Origin of the sequence: Janthinobacterium kochi (assembly GCF_051380715.1) — a bacterium.
GTDB lineage: Bacteria > Pseudomonadota > Gammaproteobacteria > Burkholderiales > Burkholderiaceae_D > Janthinobacterium.
This window is the reverse complement of record NZ_JBNYXO010000011.1, coordinates 64,507-79,851: the sequence shown is the minus strand read 5'-3', so window position 1 is coordinate 79,851 and position 15,345 is coordinate 64,507. Positions and strand designations below refer to the sequence as shown.

12 protein-coding genes are annotated in these 15,345 nt (G+C 62.2%); 2 read left to right on the top strand and 10 right to left on the bottom strand.

What is annotated here, in order from left to right:
* Window positions 1-22 precede the first annotated feature (22 nt).
* Together ACQ4WL_RS21210 and ACQ4WL_RS21205 are read right to left on the bottom strand one after the other, a co-directional pair.
* Complete coding sequence (locus ACQ4WL_RS21210; protein WP_436511515.1) at window positions 23-781, bottom strand: 3-hydroxyacyl-CoA dehydrogenase; 759 nt, start codon at window positions 779-781, stop codon at window positions 23-25.
* 155 nt (window positions 782-936) lie between these two features.
* Complete coding sequence (locus tag ACQ4WL_RS21205) at window positions 937-1,359, bottom strand: hypothetical protein (protein WP_436511514.1); 423 nt, start codon at window positions 1,357-1,359, stop codon at window positions 937-939.
* A 246-nt stretch (window positions 1,360-1,605) separates the two neighbouring features.
* Here ACQ4WL_RS21205 and ACQ4WL_RS21200 point away from each other — a divergent pair, with 246 nt between their 5' ends.
* Window positions 1,606-3,663 (top strand): TonB-dependent receptor domain-containing protein, encoded by a 2,058-nt coding sequence (locus tag ACQ4WL_RS21200; protein ID WP_436511513.1) that lies wholly within the window; start codon window positions 1,606-1,608, stop codon window positions 3,661-3,663.
* A 51-nt stretch (window positions 3,664-3,714) separates the two neighbouring features.
* Here the strand turns inward: ACQ4WL_RS21200 and ACQ4WL_RS21195 are convergent, their stop codons facing one another.
* The 7 genes from ACQ4WL_RS21195 to ACQ4WL_RS21165 all read right to left on the bottom strand — a co-directional run bounded on the left by ACQ4WL_RS21195 (window position 3,715) and on the right by ACQ4WL_RS21165 (window position 10,006).
* A complete protein-coding gene (locus tag ACQ4WL_RS21195; protein WP_436511512.1) occupies window positions 3,715-5,838 on the bottom strand; it encodes a sodium-translocating pyrophosphatase in 2,124 nt (707 codons plus the stop codon).
* Window positions 5,839-6,016: 178 nt separating this feature from the next.
* Window positions 6,017-6,673, bottom strand: coding sequence for an adenylate kinase (adk, locus tag ACQ4WL_RS21190; RefSeq protein WP_436511510.1), 657 nt, complete (start codon window positions 6,671-6,673; stop codon window positions 6,017-6,019).
* Between the two features lie 245 nt (window positions 6,674-6,918).
* Entirely contained in the window at window positions 6,919-7,674 is a 756-nt protein-coding gene (gene kdsB / locus ACQ4WL_RS21185; protein WP_436511508.1) for a 3-deoxy-manno-octulosonate cytidylyltransferase, read from the bottom strand.
* A 2-nt stretch (window positions 7,675-7,676) separates the two neighbouring features.
* On the bottom strand, window positions 7,677-7,853 hold the full coding sequence (locus tag ACQ4WL_RS21180) for a Trm112 family protein (protein WP_010395789.1): 177 nt from the start codon (window positions 7,851-7,853) through the stop codon (window positions 7,677-7,679).
* Entirely contained in the window at window positions 7,834-8,889 is a 1,056-nt protein-coding gene (gene lpxK / locus ACQ4WL_RS21175; RefSeq protein ID WP_436511507.1) for a tetraacyldisaccharide 4'-kinase, read from the bottom strand. Before lpxK ends, ACQ4WL_RS21180 begins: the two co-directional genes overlap by 20 nt.
* Before the next feature lie 74 nt (window positions 8,890-8,963).
* Window positions 8,964-9,404 (bottom strand): ExbD/TolR family protein, encoded by a 441-nt coding sequence (locus tag ACQ4WL_RS21170; protein WP_436511505.1) that lies wholly within the window; start codon window positions 9,402-9,404, stop codon window positions 8,964-8,966.
* Entirely contained in the window at window positions 9,401-10,006 is a 606-nt protein-coding gene (locus ACQ4WL_RS21165; RefSeq protein ID WP_436511504.1) for a MotA/TolQ/ExbB proton channel family protein, read from the bottom strand. The genes ACQ4WL_RS21170 and ACQ4WL_RS21165 overlap by 4 nt, the downstream gene beginning before the upstream one ends.
* A gap of 1,328 nt (window positions 10,007-11,334) precedes the next feature.
* Here ACQ4WL_RS21165 and xseA point away from each other — a divergent pair.
* Window positions 11,335-12,696: an exodeoxyribonuclease VII large subunit gene (gene xseA, locus ACQ4WL_RS21160; RefSeq protein WP_436511503.1), complete on the top strand. Its 1,362-nt coding sequence runs from the start codon at window positions 11,335-11,337 to the stop codon at window positions 12,694-12,696.
* 93 nt (window positions 12,697-12,789) lie between these two features.
* On the opposite strand, the gene ACQ4WL_RS21155 is transcribed toward xseA, so the two are convergent.
* Window positions 12,790-15,243 (bottom strand): TonB-dependent receptor, encoded by a 2,454-nt coding sequence (locus ACQ4WL_RS21155; RefSeq protein ID WP_436511502.1) that lies wholly within the window; start codon window positions 15,241-15,243, stop codon window positions 12,790-12,792.
* Window positions 15,244-15,345 lie beyond the last annotated feature (102 nt).

The window sequence follows — 15,345 nt, the reverse complement described above, 5'->3', positions numbered from 1 at the left end:
CCTGGGCATTGCCCAGGTACTCTTATTTTGGTTGCATGCGGATGGCGCCGTCCAGGCGGATAGTTTCGCCATTGAGCATGACGTTTTCCACGATGGCTTTCACCAGTTGCGCGTATTCGCCGGGCTTGCCCAGGCGCGATGGGAACGGCACCATCTTGCCCAACGCGTCCTGCACTTCGGCCGGCATGCCCAGCAGCATCGGCGTCTCGAAAATGCCGGGCGCCACCGTCATGACACGGATGCCGTTGCGCGACAGGTCGCGCGCCATCGGCAGGGTCAGTCCCACCACGGCCGCCTTCGACGACGCATATGCGGCCTGGCCGATCTGGCCATCGTAGGCCGCCACGGAAGCCGTGTTGATGATGATGCCGCGCTCGCCTTCAGTGGTCGCTTCCTGCTTGGCCATGGCATCGGCCGCCAGACGGCACATATTGAAGGTGCCCACCAGGTTGATGTTGACGACTTTCTGGAACAGGGCCAGCGGATGCGGGCCATCCTTGCCCACGGTTTTCACGGCCGGCGCCACGCCGGCGCAGTTGACCAGGCCGCGCAGGGTACCGAGTTTGGTCGCCGCCGCCACCACGGCCATGCCATCTTCTTCCGACGTGACATCGCACTGCACGAACACACCGTTCAATTCAGCGGCCAAAGCCTGGCCCGCCTCCGTCTGCACGTCGGCCAGCACGACCTTGCCGCCAGCGGCCGTCAGCATGCGCGCCGTGGCTGCGCCCAAACCCGATGCGCCGCCCGTGATGATGAATACATTGTCCTGAATCTGCATGAAATCTCCTGAGTGATAAGGGCCGTGTTCCCGGCGCCCGATGGTTGCATGGTGCATGATGCCATCATTACGTTTACGTAAACGTAATGTCGGCGACAATTGTAGCCATTTTTGCGCTCACCGAGCAAAAACTTGCAGCCTGGCGTATGGAAGGATTAAAAACACTGGATGAAAGCGCCGTTGCGATGGCAGATGCGGCCGTTGGCATCGAGCGTGGCGTTGCCCGCGCCGTTGTAGCGCGCGCCTGCCGCATCGCGGCAACCGCCTGTGTCGCAGGCACCGATGGGCTGCGGCGCACCGGGCATGGGCACGGCCGGGCTGGGCGGCAAAGGCGCGATGGGTATGATCGGTGGCGCAGGCTGTCCCGGCATGCGACCGATCACCTGCGCCACGGAACGGCGCGGCTGCACGGGCGGCGCCGGGCGGCAAGGTTCCACCGCCAGCTTGCCGCTGTCGCGCGGGTCGAGCTGGCATACAGGCAAGTCATCAAGCGCCGCCGGCTCCTGGGCGCCGGCATGGCCGCCTGCGAGCAGCATGGCGCAGGCCAGCGCCGGTATGGTTTTTATCATCGTCTTCATGCCACCTCCCCAAGCATCGATCTTACCGCTTTCATGATTGGCACACACGGCGCCAGATGCCATGCACATGCTGCAACGGTGTTTTATTTCCTTTCAGCACTTTCCTTCTTGCCAGCATGGCATTACAATAAGAACGATTCTTATTCTCATTAGCGGAATTCGAGCGCAGTTTATTCTCTTTTCATTCATTTATACCCGAGCCACCCGGAAGGCAGCCAGGAAATAACAACATCCGGAAAGTTCACCATGACCAAGCGTAGTCCCGCCTTCGCCTCCCCCGTTTCCACTCCCGCCCGCGCCATGCATTCCGCCGCCCTGCTCCTGCCGTGCCTGCTGTCGCTGGCCGTCAGCAGCGCCTGGGCCGAAGGCACTGTGGCCGCCGATCCCACCATGAACACGGTGGTCGTCACCGCTTCCGGCACGGCCATCGATATCAAGGATGCGCCGGCCAGCATCAGCGTCATTACGCGCGAGGAAATCGAGCGCCAGCCGGTGTATGACCTCAACACCTTGTTGCGCCGCATCCCCGGCGTGACGGGCGGCACCGGCCCCGAAGGCGAAGCGTCGAAGATCAAGCTGCGCGGCTTGCCCGACAAATACACCCTGATCCTGGTCGATGGCAAGCGCGTGGGCAGCTCGGCCGACACGGCTTACCGCCCAGACCTGGGCCGCCAGGACTTGAACTGGATCTCGCCCGACATGATCGAGCGTATCGAAGTGGTGCGTGGCCCCATGTCCTCGCTATACGGCTCGGACGCCATGGGCGGCGTGATCAACATCATCACGCGCAAGGTGCCGGGCAAGTGGAACGGCTCGGCCACAGCCAACTACACGCAGCCGCAGGACAGCGACCGCGGCACGGCGCACCAGCTGGGCGTGAACCTGGCAGGCCCCCTGTCGGACACGGTCGGCATGCGCCTGGGCGTGAGCCAGACGCGCCAGAATCCCGATGAAAAATACGACAAAGCGGGCGGCATCGGCGGCGAACGCAACCAGACTGTCTCGGGCCAGCTGACCTGGGCGCTGGGCAAGAAACAGAACCTGTCGCTGGACGCCAGCTATGGCAGGCAGGAAGCCAGCGATTCGAGCACACGCGATGCGGACGGCGAGCCGCTGGTCCCCAGCTGGGGCGCCAACAAGCTGATACGCAAGAGCGTCAGCCTCGGCTACGAAGGCCGCTGGGACTTCGGCAAGACCACGGTCAACCTGTATCACAACGACTTCGACAACCAGGACGTCGGCACGGTGGCGAAATCCAAGGACAGCACACTCGATGCCAGCCTGGAAAAACGGCTCGGCTGGGGCGGCATCGAACAGATGCTGGTGATGGGCGGCCAGTGGAAGCACCAGGAACTGACGAACACGAACACCATCGGCACCGTGCCCACCGATTACCTGGGCAACCCCGTAAGCGGCGCCACCCTGTCCGGCACCACCTCGGCCCTGTTTGCGGAAGATCAGTTGTTCCTGCGCGAGGACTTGACGGCCACGGCCGGCCTGCGCCTCGATCACCACAGCAAGTTCGGCAACCATTACAGCCCGCGCCTGTACCTGGTGTACCACCCTGCCCCCGCCTGGACCATCAAGGGCGGCGTCTCGCAAGGCTTCCGCGCCCCGAGCCTGAAGGAAAACTCGCCGGCGGCAGCGACCAACTCGGCAGGACGCGGTTGCGGCAGCCTGAAACCGCTGGGCTACGTCAAAGGCACCTGTTACATGGCCGGCAATGCAGACTTGAAGCCGGAAACGAGCACGGCCGGCGAGATCGGCGTGGCGTGGGAACAGAATGGCTGGGACGTGGGCCTGACCTACTTCCACACGGATTTCAAGAACAAGATCGACTATGCGCCGCTGGGCTTTTACCAACAGCGCTGGTGGACCAAGATGACGAATATCCAGAAGGCGCGCACCAGCGGCCTGGAAGCGACGGCCACCATCCCGCTGACGAAAAACCTGAACTGGCGTAACAACGTGACCTACATGGCGGAAGCGAAAAACCTGACCACGGGCGCCAACCTGCTGTCGACGCCAAAACTGTCGTGGTACTCGGCGCTGGGCTGGCAGGTCAACGACCAGCTGTTCGGCGAAGTATCTGCCCAGTACACGGGCAAGGAACTCGATGCGGGCAAGCTGGCCGAAAAAGCCTACACCATCGTCGATACCGTCGTGTCGTACAAGGTCACGCCACAGTGGACCGTGCGCGGCGGCGTGCAAAACCTGTTCAAGAAGGGCCCGATGGCCGATGGACTGGTCGACTATTACGTGCCGGGACGGCGCATGTTCGTCGGCCTGACCTCGCGCTTCTGATGCAGCACAGCCCCGCAGCATGTGCCGCGGGGCTGCAGGGAGTGCCTGGCCTTACTGGGCCGGCAAGACCTGCACCGGTGTGGCCGGCGCCAGGATGGCCGGTGCGGGCGCGTGGATGGGCGCCGGGGCCTTGACGGCCAGCCAGCCCGTAGCCGGCAGCAGCGGCACCAGCAGCAGTGCCACGATGTTGATGATCTTGATCAAGGGATTCACTGCCGGGCCGGCCGTATCCTTGTACGGGTCGCCCACCGTATCGCCCGTGACGGCGGCCTTGTGCGCGTCGGAACCCTTGCCGCCGAAATGCCCATCCTCGATGTATTTCTTCGCATTGTCCCAGGCACCGCCACCCGTGGTCATGGAGATGGCCACGAACAGGCCCGTGACGATGGTTCCCATCAAAAGACCACCGAGCGCCGCTGGCCCCAGCAGCATGCCCACGACAATGGGCACCACCACCGGCAGCAAGGAAGGTACGATCATTTCGCGGATGGCCGACGCCGTCAGCATGTCGACGGCCTTGTCGTACTCGGGCCGCGCCGTGCCTTCCATGATGCCCTTGATGTCGCGGAACTGGCGCCGGACCTCGACCACCACGGCACCGGCCGCGCGGCCCACCGCTTCCATTGCCATGGCGCCGAACAGGTAGGGAATCAGGCCGCCGATGAACAGGCCGACGATGACCATGGGGTTCGACAAATCAAAGGTGATGTGCTGGCCCACGGATTCGAGTGCATGCGTGTAGTCGGCAAACAGCACCAGCGCGGCCAGTCCGGCCGAGCCGATGGCATAGCCCTTGGTGACGGCCTTGGTGGTGTTGCCGACGGCGTCGAGCGGGTCGGTGATGGCGCGTACGGAATCGGGCAGGCCCGACATTTCCGCAATGCCGCCCGCGTTGTCCGTGATGGGACCATACGCGTCGAGCGCGACGATGATGCCCGCCATCGACAGCATGGCCGTGGCGGCGATGGCGATGCCGTACAGGCCAGCCAGCTGGTACGAGACAAGGATGGCGACGCAGACGGCCAGCACCGGATACGCGGTGGACTTCATCGACACGCCCAGGCCGGCGATGATATTCGTGCCGTGGCCCGTCGTCGACGCTTCGGCGATGTGGCGCACGGGCTTGAAGTCCGTGCCCGTGTAGTACTCGGTGATGTACACCATCAGGCCCGTGAGGACGATGCCGACGACGGTGGCGCCCAGCATCTTGTAGCGCATGGCATCATCGGGCCACAGCAGCCAGGTCACCACGGCAAAGCCGACCAAGGAGAGGCCGGCCGCCCACCACAGTCCCGTGTACAGGGCCGACATGATCTTCGCGCCCGGCTTGGTCTTCACCATCGAGCAGCCGACGATGGAGGCGAGGATGGAAACGGCGCCCAGCAGCAGCGGATAGATGATGGCCGTGCTACTGGCTTCGGCCATCAGCAGTGCGCCCAGCAGCATGGTGGCGATCAGGGTCACGACATAGGTTTCGAACAGGTCGGCCGCCATGCCGGCGCAGTCGCCCACGTTGTCGCCCACATTGTCGGCGATGACGGCAGGGTTGCGCGGATCATCCTCGGGAATGCCCGCCTCGACCTTGCCCACCAGGTCCGCGCCCACGTCGGCGCCCTTGGTGAAGATGCCGCCGCCGAGCCGCGCGAAGATGGAAATGAGCGAGGCGCCGAAGGCCAGGCCGATCAGCGGCTTGATCAGGTCGTGCTGGGTCAGGCCGGGCGCGCCCGTCGTCACCAGCAGCCAGTAGAACAGGGTCACGCCCAGCAAGCCCAGTCCCACCACCAGCATGCCCGTGATCGCGCCGCCCTTGAAGGCCACGTTCAACGCCTGGTTGATGCCCAGCGTGGCCGCCTGCGCCGTGCGCACATTGGCCCGCACCGAGACATTCATGCCGATGAAGCCGCAGGCGCCCGACAGCACGGCGCCGATCAAAAAGCCCAGCGCCGTGTGCAGGCCAAGCAGCGCATAGATGGCGATCAGCAGCACCACCCCGACGATGGCGATGGTGCGGTACTGGCGCGCCAGGTAGGCGGCCGCGCCCTGCTGGATGGCCAGGGCGATTTCCTGCATGCGCGCGTTGCCGGGATCCTGGCGCAGGATCCAGCTACGCGACACCAAACCGTAAATGACTGCGACCACGCCGCAGGCTACCGCAAACCACAAACTGGCTGCCATATCGTTCCCTTCTGTTTTTATCCGACGTCATTGCCAACAGCTGCAGACCGCACCGGGTAGGCACGCGCAGCCAGGAAAACACGACCTGCAAAAACCTGAACTACGAAAACGGCACGGCACCGCTGGCGAAAAGCGGGCACAAAAAAAGCGGACACTCGGGTCCGCTTTTCAAAACTGCTTATTCCGCCAGGGCAGCAAAGGCGCTGTCGCGGATTTGCTCGACCGGACCGACGCCGGCGATGCGGCGGTATTTCGGTGCGCCTGGCAGGCCGGACTTGGCCCAGTCATTGTAGTAACCGAGCAAGACCTTGGTCTGGTTGTGGTACACGTCCAGGCGTTTCTTGACCGTTTCTGCCTTGTCGTCGTCGCGCTGAATCAGCGGCTCGCCCGTGATGTCATCGACGCCGTCAACCTTGGGCGGATTGAATTTGACGTGATAGACGCGGCCCGAACCCGGATGGCTGCGGCGGCCATCCATGCGCTCGATGATCGAAGCGTCAGGCACGTCGATTTCCAGCACGTAGTCGACATGGATGCCGGCATCTTTCATGGCGTCAGCTTGCGCGATAGTGCGCGGAAAACCGTCGAACAGGTAGCCATTGGCGCAATCGGCTTCCTGCAGGCGGTTCTTGACCAGGCCGATCATGATGTCGTCCGACACGAGGCCGCCCGCATCCATGACTTTTTTCGCTGCCAGGCCCAGTTCCGTGCCTTCCTTGATCGCCGCGCGCAGCATGTCGCCCGTGGAGATTTGTGGAATGTTGTATTTTTCTTTGATGAAGTTAGCTTGGGTGCCCTTGCCGGCACCGGGTGCTCCTAAAAGTATCAGACGCATTGAAAGTTCCTAAAAAACAGATTTTGGATGGTGGTATGTGTAATTATTTTTTTTAGATGATGTTGCTATGGCTATCTTTCCCCACGAAACTTACCACAAAAAATCCCCGGAGCGCCAGTTTGCTATCGAATTGCTATGCCCGGATTGATCAAAGCCAGCAATTGGCGAGGCGGACGTTTCAAAATGTGGTTTTTACTGCAGGCGCACAAACTATATTTGCACGCCTGCCGTTTTGCGGGTAGCGCTTACAGGGCGCCGTAGTGGGCTTGCACCCTGGCAAGATCTTCCGGCGTGTCAACACCGGCGGCCGGCGCCGAGTCCGTGACATGCACGGCGATGGCAACACCGTGCCACAGCACACGCAACTGCTCCAGCGCCTCGATCGCTTCCAGCGGCGAAGCGGACAATTGCGGGTATTGCTGCAAAAACGCATTGCTGTAGGCATACAGGCCGATATGGCGCAGCGGTACATAGCCGGCCGGCAGGCTGTCTTTCGACTGCGCGAAGCCGTCACGGTGCCAGGGGATGGTGGCGCGCGAAAAATACAAGGCGCGGCCATTTTTATCCAGCACGACCTTGACCACGTTCGGATTGAACGCGTCAAGCACCTCGTGCAGCGGATGGGCGCAGGTGGCCATGGGGACGGTGGCGCTGATCTGCGCCGCGCAGGCGGCCAGCAGGGACGGATCGATCAACGGTTCGTCGCCCTGCAGGTTGACGACGACGGCGTCCGGCGGCAAAGCTAGCGTGCGCGCCACTTCGGCGATGCGGTCCGTGCCCGACGGATGGTCGGCACGCGTCATGCACACTTCCACGCCATGCGCGGCGCAGGCGGCGCGAATGCTGTCATGGTCGGTGGCGACGATGACGCGCGCGGCGCCCGAGAGCCGCGCCTGCTCGGCCACGCGCACCACCATCGGTTTGCCACCCAGGTCGGCCAGCGGCTTGCCCGGCAGGCGCGTCGAGGCCAGGCGGGCCGGGATGATGACGATGAACGCCATCGTTATTCCACTGCGTCTTGCAGGGTGCGCGCTTCGTCCGCCCACATGATGGGGATGCCATCACGGATAGGATAGGCGAGGCGGTCGGCGCGGCAAATCAATTCCTGCGCCTTCTTATCGTGTTCAAGCGGACCCTTGCAAACAGGGCAGACCAGGATATCAAGCAGTCGAGCGTCCACGACATTTCTCCACAATTTGTTGGGCCAGCGCGCTATCGATGCGCGCACTGACGGGGACGACCCACAATCTCGGGTCATCTTTGAGATGTTCAATTTGCGCACATTTTACTGCATCCTTCTCGGTGATCAAGATCACATCCGTGTCGAGTGCCGCAAATGGCTGGTCGAGGAAGTCGTGATGGTCGGGCAAGGGCAGTTCCGTGAAGTCCAATCCGGCGCCGCGCAGCATGGCAAAGAAACGCTGCGGGTTGCCGATGCCGGCCGCCGCCACGATGCGCTGGCCGCTGGTGGCAAGGGTGGCGAGCGGCATGCGCTCGCTGCGGTCAAGCAGGCGTTCTGCCACGCTGCCATCGAGCAGCATCTGCACGACCAACGAACCTGCGGGCGCGACCCTGGCAACGAGATCCGGCGCCAGCTCCGGCGCATTGATCACCGTCACATCGCGCCTGCGGCGCGGCGATTCGCGCAGAGGCCCCGCCGGCAGCAACCAGCCATTGCCTGCGCCGCGGCCGTCGAACAGTACGATTTCCACGTCGCGCTGCAAGGCGTAATGCTGCAAGCCGTCATCCGTGACCAGCACGTCGACATCAGGGTGCGCCGCCAGCAACGCCCTGCCCGCTTGCGCGCGGTCGCGCCCCACCATCACGGGACAGCCGCCGCGCTGGAAGATCAGCAGCGGCTCGTCGCCCACCTGCTGCGGCGTGGAGGTGGCGGTGACGGCACGCGGTGAACGGTCAACGCTGCCATGGCCGCGCGAAATGACGCCCGGACGCATGCCCGCGTCGCGCAAGGCTTGCACCAGCCAGATCGTCAGCGGCGTCTTGCCCGTGCCGCCAATGAAAATATTGCCGACGACGACGACGGGCACGTGCAGGCGCGCGGATTTTAGGATGTTTGCCCGGTACAGGCCGCGCCGCACAGCGCTCAGGGCGCCGAACAGCAGGGAAACGGGCCATAGCGCGCACGCCAGCGGGCCGCGCGTCAGCCAGGCACGGGTGAGAGTGGTTTCAAGCTTGGCGGGGGAGGATGTGGGCATGCGGTGAGGGGTAAAGGGCTGGGGTCCGACCCGGCGGGTCAGACCCCAATTTTGTTGCCGGTAACGGTAGGAATTTACTTGCCACCCGCCTGCGCCGCAAACGTCAGCTTTTCATAGCCGGCCAGGCGTGCCGCTTCCATCACGTGGATGACCATCTGGTGCATGGCGAACTGGTCGGCGTTGACCACCACCACGGGCGTCTGCGCGGGCGCCTTGCCGCCATTGGCCGCCTTGGCCGCATTTTGCAGGGAATCGGCCAGGCCGGCCACGTCGCGGAACGAGACGGGTTCGCGGTTGACCGTGTAATTACCCTTGGCATCGATGGTGACGTCGATCTGCTGCGGCTTGTCCTTGGCCTGCTCGGCATCAGCCGTCGGCAAGGTGATCTGCAGCTCCGTGAATTTGCTGTAAGTGGTGCTGACCATCAGAAAGATCAGGATCACCAGCAGCACGTCGATGAACGGGATCAGGTTGATTTCGGGGTCTTCACGCCCCTTGCCTTTGCGGAAGTTCATTTGCGGCCACTGTGGACGATGTCGACGAACTTGACCGCTTGCTGCTCCATGTCAATGACGAAGCTGTCGACGAGGGCGCGGAAATGGCGGTAGAAGACGAGGGCCGGCATGGCGATGGCCAAGCCGAAGCCCGTGTTATACAAGGCCACCGAGATGCCGTGGGCCAATTGTGCGGGATTCGAACCGCTGGCGTTTTGCGAGCCGAAGATTTCGATCATGCCCACCACCGTGCCAAACAACCCCATCAGTGGAGCCAGGGTGGCGATGGTGCCCAGAGTCGTCAGGAAACGTTCCAGCGTGTGCGCCACGCCGCTGCCCGCCTCTTCGATCGATTCCTTCATCACCTCGCGCGGCGCATCGACATTGCGCAGGGCGGCGGCCAGCACCACGCCCAGCGGCGAATTGTCTTCCAGCTTGGCCAGCGTGTCCGGCGTGATCTTGCCGCTGCGATACACCTGCACCACTTCATCGAAGAGCTTGCGGGGCAGTATCTTGCCACGGCGCAAGTACAACACGCGCTCGATGATCAGAGCCAGGGCGACGATGGAAGCGATCAACAACAGCCAGATGGGCCAGCCAGCGGCTTGAAATATAGCGAGCAAAAGAAACTCCTGGTAAAGGGAAGGCGATGGACCGCCCGAACAGCCTGTATTGTACCGAGCGCCGAAGAACGATTGTACGTCCGCGCGGGAATGGCGCAATGTAGCGCGTTGCCGCGCCGGCGGCAAGTGGCGCCTGCACGGCACTTGTCCACACGGCGCAGCGGGCAGTCGCTGCCGGCGCACAGTTTTGCACACTTTGTGTGGATAAGATTGTGAGCAAGCATGAAGTCCAGCATGCAAGTGCTTGATTCACATGGAAAATATCATTCTGCGCAAAATACAGGCATAGCAGCTTATCGCCAGTAGTCAATGTCAATAAATTAATGCTTGAAGAGTTCTGCACATTTACTGTGGACAAGATTGTGCGCAAAGCCGAGGAATTTAATTAAGTCATTGATTTTAAAGAAAATTAATTCAATGCACAAAAAAGTGGCAGCGGATGCGCAATGCGCGGCATATCGGCGGCAAAAGTTCTGCACACAATCTGTGGACAAGATTGTGCGCAAGCGCAAGAATAGACGCCAAGTACATTGATTTATATCGTTTTTATTGCCCTGCATAAAAATGTAGCAAGGTGTGAAAAGCGGGATTTTTCATGCCAAAAAGCATCGTCAAACAACTCTTTTCCACCACCAGTGCAGTTCCACACATAAATTGTGGATAAGATTGTGAGCAAGCGGATTGACTCCATGCAAGAGCATTGATTTTAAAGGGATTTTTTTCACTGCTGAAAAACAAGGCAGTGCAGCGGCCTGGTCACGCGGTGGAAAACCAGACGAAAAAGCGAAACGGTTTATGCAGTTTTGCACACATTCTGTGGATAAGATTGTGAGCAAGGCGTACACCTTGATGCTACACCCTTGATTTATATGGTTATTTTTATGCTGCGCAAAATTCAGGCAAGCCATGCCATAGGCGTTTCAGTGGATACATCCGGTGCCGCGCCAGAGTTCTGCACATTTTTTGTGGATAAGATTGTGCGCAAGGCCAGGCATGGCATACTAAGCGCTTGATTCCTATGTACTTTATTTTCGTGCGCAAAAATGTAGCAGGGCATTTTCCTTTGCCGAAAGTGGCCTGTCCGGCAACAAATGTCCAAGGCAAAAAGTTCCGCACACTTTCTGTGGATAACTTTGTGCGTAAGTGGCAGGGGCTGTACTGATGTGCTTGATATTAAAGGTTTTTTTTCCTGTGCACGCAAATCAGGCATACGGGAATTCATCATGAAATCAAATACTTAGAAATAGAACTTGTTGTTTTGCGCGATATATGACATAAGCATGACCTCGCCGATAATATGTGGACATATCCTTCCCTCCCCCAGCTTGATGATGACCGACAACCCGACTGACAGCGGCTTTACCGCCCCACCCGTGCTGACCGTCAGCGCCCTGAACCAGGCCGTCGCGCGCCTGCTCGAACGCTCGTTCCCCCTGACCTGGATCGCCGGCGAGATTTCCAACTTCACGCGCGCCGCTTCCGGCCACTGGTATTTCACCTTGAAGGACGATGGCGCCCAGGTGCGCGCCGTGATGTTCCGCGGCCGCGCCCAGTTTGCCGGCTTCACGCCGCGCGAAGGCGACAAGGTCGAAGTGCGCGCCCTCGTCACCCTGTACGGCGCGCGCGGCGATTACCAGATCAACGTGGAAGCCATCCGCCGCGCCGGCGTGGGCGCCCTGTATGAAGCGTTCCAGCGTCTGAAGGAAAAGCTGGCCGCGCAGGGCCTGTTCGACCAGGAGCGCAAGCGCGCCATTCCCATGTTTGCGCGCAGCATCGGCATCGTCACCAGCCCGCAGGCGGCCGCCCTGCGCGACGTCTTGATCGCGCTCAAGCGCCGCGCACCGCACGTGTCCATCATCCTCTACCCGACGCCCGTGCAGGGCCAGCAGGCGCCGGAAAAGATCGCGCACGCCATCCGCACGGCATCAACAAGGGCCGAGTGCGATGTGCTGCTGGTGTGCCGTGGTGGCGGCAGCATCGAAGACCTGTGGTCGTTCAACGATGAAGCCGTGGCATACGCAATCGCCGATTGTTCCATGCCGGTGATCAGCGGCGTGGGACACGAGACCGATTTCACCATCGCCGACTTCGCGGCCGACCTGCGTGCAGCCACGCCGACGGCGGCGGCCGAACTGGCGGCCACACCGCGCGCCGACTGGATGGCCTCCCTGCGCGCCGATGCGGCCGACCTGCGCCGCGCCATGCGCCGTAGCCTCGACGATGCGGCGCAGACCCTGGACCGCCACAGCCGCCGCCTGCTCAACCCCAAGGCGCAGCTGCAGCAGCAGCGCTTGCAACTGCTGGCCCTGTCGACGGCCATGACGCATGCGGCGCGCGCGCCCGTCAGCCAGTCGCAGTACGCGCTGGAACGCCTGCGTTCGCGCTGGGCGGCCTTGCGGCCCGATGTCACGGCGCCACGCGCACGCCTGGTGGAAATGCAGCGGCGCGGCGGCGCGGCCATGGCGCAGCAGCTAGGCCAGCGGCGCCACCGCCTCGACGGCCTGGCGGCGCAGCTGGAGCTATTGAATCCCCAGCGCACCCTGGAACGCGGCTATGCCATCCTGCGCGACGAAAAAGGCGCCATCGTGCGCTCGCCGGCGCAGCTGCAGGCGCGCCAGAACGTCAACGTACGTTTGGCCGAAGGCAGCGCGCAGATCGGCATCGCCAGCGTGCAAGCCACCCTGGAATAAGCGTTAGAGTAAAAAAGGCCGGGGAAACTCCCCGGCCTAACACCTTCCCTACTGAGTGGACTGCGACTGCGACTGCTCTTTCACACTACCCGATCAGAACTTCATCGACACGCGCGCGCCAAACGTGCGCGGCGCGTTGTAGAAGGCGCCGTAGATCTGCTGCGTGGGCTGGCATGGCATACCCACGTCCGTGCAGATTTCATTGACGTCAAGCTTGACGGCCTTGTCGGTGGCGTTCTGCACGAACGCTTCCACCGTATAGGCCTTGTTCGCCGGCTGGAAGCGCAGGCTCAGGTCCAGGGTCGTGTAGGCTTCCTGGCGCTTGACACCCGCATGGCCCGGTACGTCGCCATTGAACGCCCCAGCCCCCACGTATGACATGGTTTCATAATGCACCGAGGCGCGCGGCGTGAGCTGGCCGCCGGCGACAGTGAAATCATGCTCGTACTGCACCGTGGTGGAAAACTTCGGCGCATGCTTCATGGTGCTGCCGCCCACGTTCACCAGTGGTGCCGTCGAACCGCAGGACTGGCCATTCGCGCGCGCCGCATCGACATCGCACGACATGAAGTCATCGTACACGGCTTTCAGCCAGGTGGCGTTGCCCGTCAGGCGGTCGACCTTCGTTGGCCGCCACACCCATTCCGCTTCCAGGCCCTTGACGGTGGCGCCGGCCGCATTGAAGTTGGCCAGCACGCTGTTGACCACCTGCGACTCGAGCTTGTCCTTGTATTTCATCAGGAAGGCATCGAGGTTCAGCGTCAGTTCGCGGTTCAGCAAGTCCGACTTGAAGCCGATTTCATAGCTGGTCAGTTTTTCCGGCTTGGTGGTGGCACCGCCGTCGCCGATGGCCGGCGAATGGAAGCCCGTCGTCACGGAACCGAACAGCAAAATATCCGGGCGCAGCTTGTACTCGATGCGGCCCAGCCAGGTGGCCTGGCCGTATTTCAGGTCGGCCGTGTTGTCGCCCGGCGTATTGCCGCAGCTGGCGGCCGTGATGGCGCCGCCGGGTCCGATATTGTGCGTGTTGGCCAGGCCAGAGCCGGGCGTGACCAGCTGGCGCAGCTGGTCGGCAGTGAGCACGGTAGTGCCCAGCGGCGTGTTCGCGGGCCAGTTCGGGCACGCCCAGTTCTTGCCGCCGATGTCGAATTTATGGTCTTTCGTGTAGCGCGCGCCGGCCGTCAGCTTGATCTGGTCCGTCACCTGCTGGCTGACCTGGCCAAACACGGCTTTCGATTTGAGCTGGCGGTCGCCCTGGATGAAGGACATAGCCGAGGCGTACTGGCCCACGGTGGGCTGCACAAAAATCACGGCGCCGTTGGCGATATCCTGCTGCACGGCCGCCTGCGAAATCTGGCTGCGGTCGATATCGAAGCGCACCTTGTTCTTTTCATTGAAGAGGAACAGGCCGGCCACCCACTGGAATGGCGCATCGTCGTCCGAGCGCGCCTGCAGCTCGTGCGAATAGCTGTCGAACTGCGCCCAGTCGGTGCGGTTTTCCGACTTGAAACCGGGGAACAGGCCCGCATCGGAGTCATTGCTGTTCTGGCGCTTGTAGCGGCTCCAGCTGCCCAGGTAAGCGAAGTCCAGCGCCTCCGTCGGCTTGTAATTGAGCTTGCCCTTGTAGGTCAAAATCGACTGGTCCAGGGTGCCCGGCGTATCGATCAGGGCCGAACGCAGCTTCTCGCCAGGTTTCGGTTCGGCCGCCAGGTAGACGTTGCCGGCGCCCTGGTCGAGGAAGTAATCGGCGATAAACGTGCCGCGCAGCTGCGGCGTGATTTTCCACAGCAAGGACGCGCGCACGCCCATCTGGTCGCCGGCGCCATACTTGGCCGTGCCCGGCATGACGTTCGAGCCGCGGCGGAAGTCCACCGTGCCGTCGTGGCTATCCTTGATGGCGGCGATGCGCAGCGCCACGTCGTCGGAAAACGGGATATTGATCATGCCCTGCGTCTGCAAATGGCGCTTGTCGCCCACCGTGATGCCGGCCGAGCCCATGAACTTGGCCGTGCTCGGCGCGGCCGACACGAGGTTGACGGCGCCCGCCGTGGAGTTGCGGCCATTCAGGGTACCCTGCGGTCCGCGCGCCACCTCCACGTGGGACAGGTCATACATCAGCGCCGTGGCGCCCTGGGGACGCGGCGAATACACGCCATCGACATAGAAGGCGACGGCCGGGTCGCCCAGCTCCGTGTGATTGGCCGATCCGACGCCGCGCATGTAGACGTGCACGCCGCCCGAGTCGCCATGCTGCTCGACGACCAGGCTGGGCACCATGGTGGTCAGCGAGGCCAGATCTTTCACTTGGTTGTTTTGCAGCGTGTCCTGGTTGAAGGCAGTGACGGCCAGCGGCGTCTCCTGCACGAAGGTGTTGCGGCGCGTGGCCGTGACGACGATGCGCTCCATCTGCTCGGCCGGCTGCGCCGCCGTGGTACTGGTCGTTGCGGCGTCCTGCGCCACGGCGGCACCGCTGCCGAGCAAAATGAACTGGGCGAATGTCGCATGCGCCAGGCTGAGGGCGATGGTATTGCGTTTGAGCTGTTGCATTGTTGTTGTCTCCTGTACCGCTGGTTGAATGATGATCACATAGCTCTTTGGCTACTGCTGCACATTTTTTGGGTGTCAATCTGAAGTCATGTCGCCTCCGTG

Coding starts and splice junctions, on each gene's coding strand:
- ACQ4WL_RS21210 (WP_436511515.1), bottom strand. CDS start 781: ATGCAGATTCAGGACAATGTATTCATCATCACGGGCGGCGCATCGGGT.
- ACQ4WL_RS21205 (WP_436511514.1), bottom strand. CDS start 1,359: ATGAAGACGATGATAAAAACCATACCGGCGCTGGCCTGCGCCATGCTG.
- ACQ4WL_RS21200 (WP_436511513.1), top strand. CDS start 1,606: ATGACCAAGCGTAGTCCCGCCTTCGCCTCCCCCGTTTCCACTCCCGCC.
- ACQ4WL_RS21195 (WP_436511512.1), bottom strand. CDS start 5,838: ATGGCAGCCAGTTTGTGGTTTGCGGTAGCCTGCGGCGTGGTCGCAGTC.
- adk (WP_436511510.1), bottom strand. CDS start 6,673: ATGCGTCTGATACTTTTAGGAGCACCCGGTGCCGGCAAGGGCACCCAA.
- kdsB (WP_436511508.1), bottom strand. CDS start 7,674: ATGGCGTTCATCGTCATCATCCCGGCCCGCCTGGCCTCGACGCGCCTG.
- lpxK (WP_436511507.1), bottom strand. CDS start 8,889: ATGCCCACATCCTCCCCCGCCAAGCTTGAAACCACTCTCACCCGTGCC.
- ACQ4WL_RS21170 (WP_436511505.1), bottom strand. CDS start 9,404: ATGAACTTCCGCAAAGGCAAGGGGCGTGAAGACCCCGAAATCAACCTG.
- xseA (WP_436511503.1), top strand. CDS start 11,335: ATGATGACCGACAACCCGACTGACAGCGGCTTTACCGCCCCACCCGTG.
- ACQ4WL_RS21155 (WP_436511502.1), bottom strand. CDS start 15,243: ATGCAACAGCTCAAACGCAATACCATCGCCCTCAGCCTGGCGCATGCG.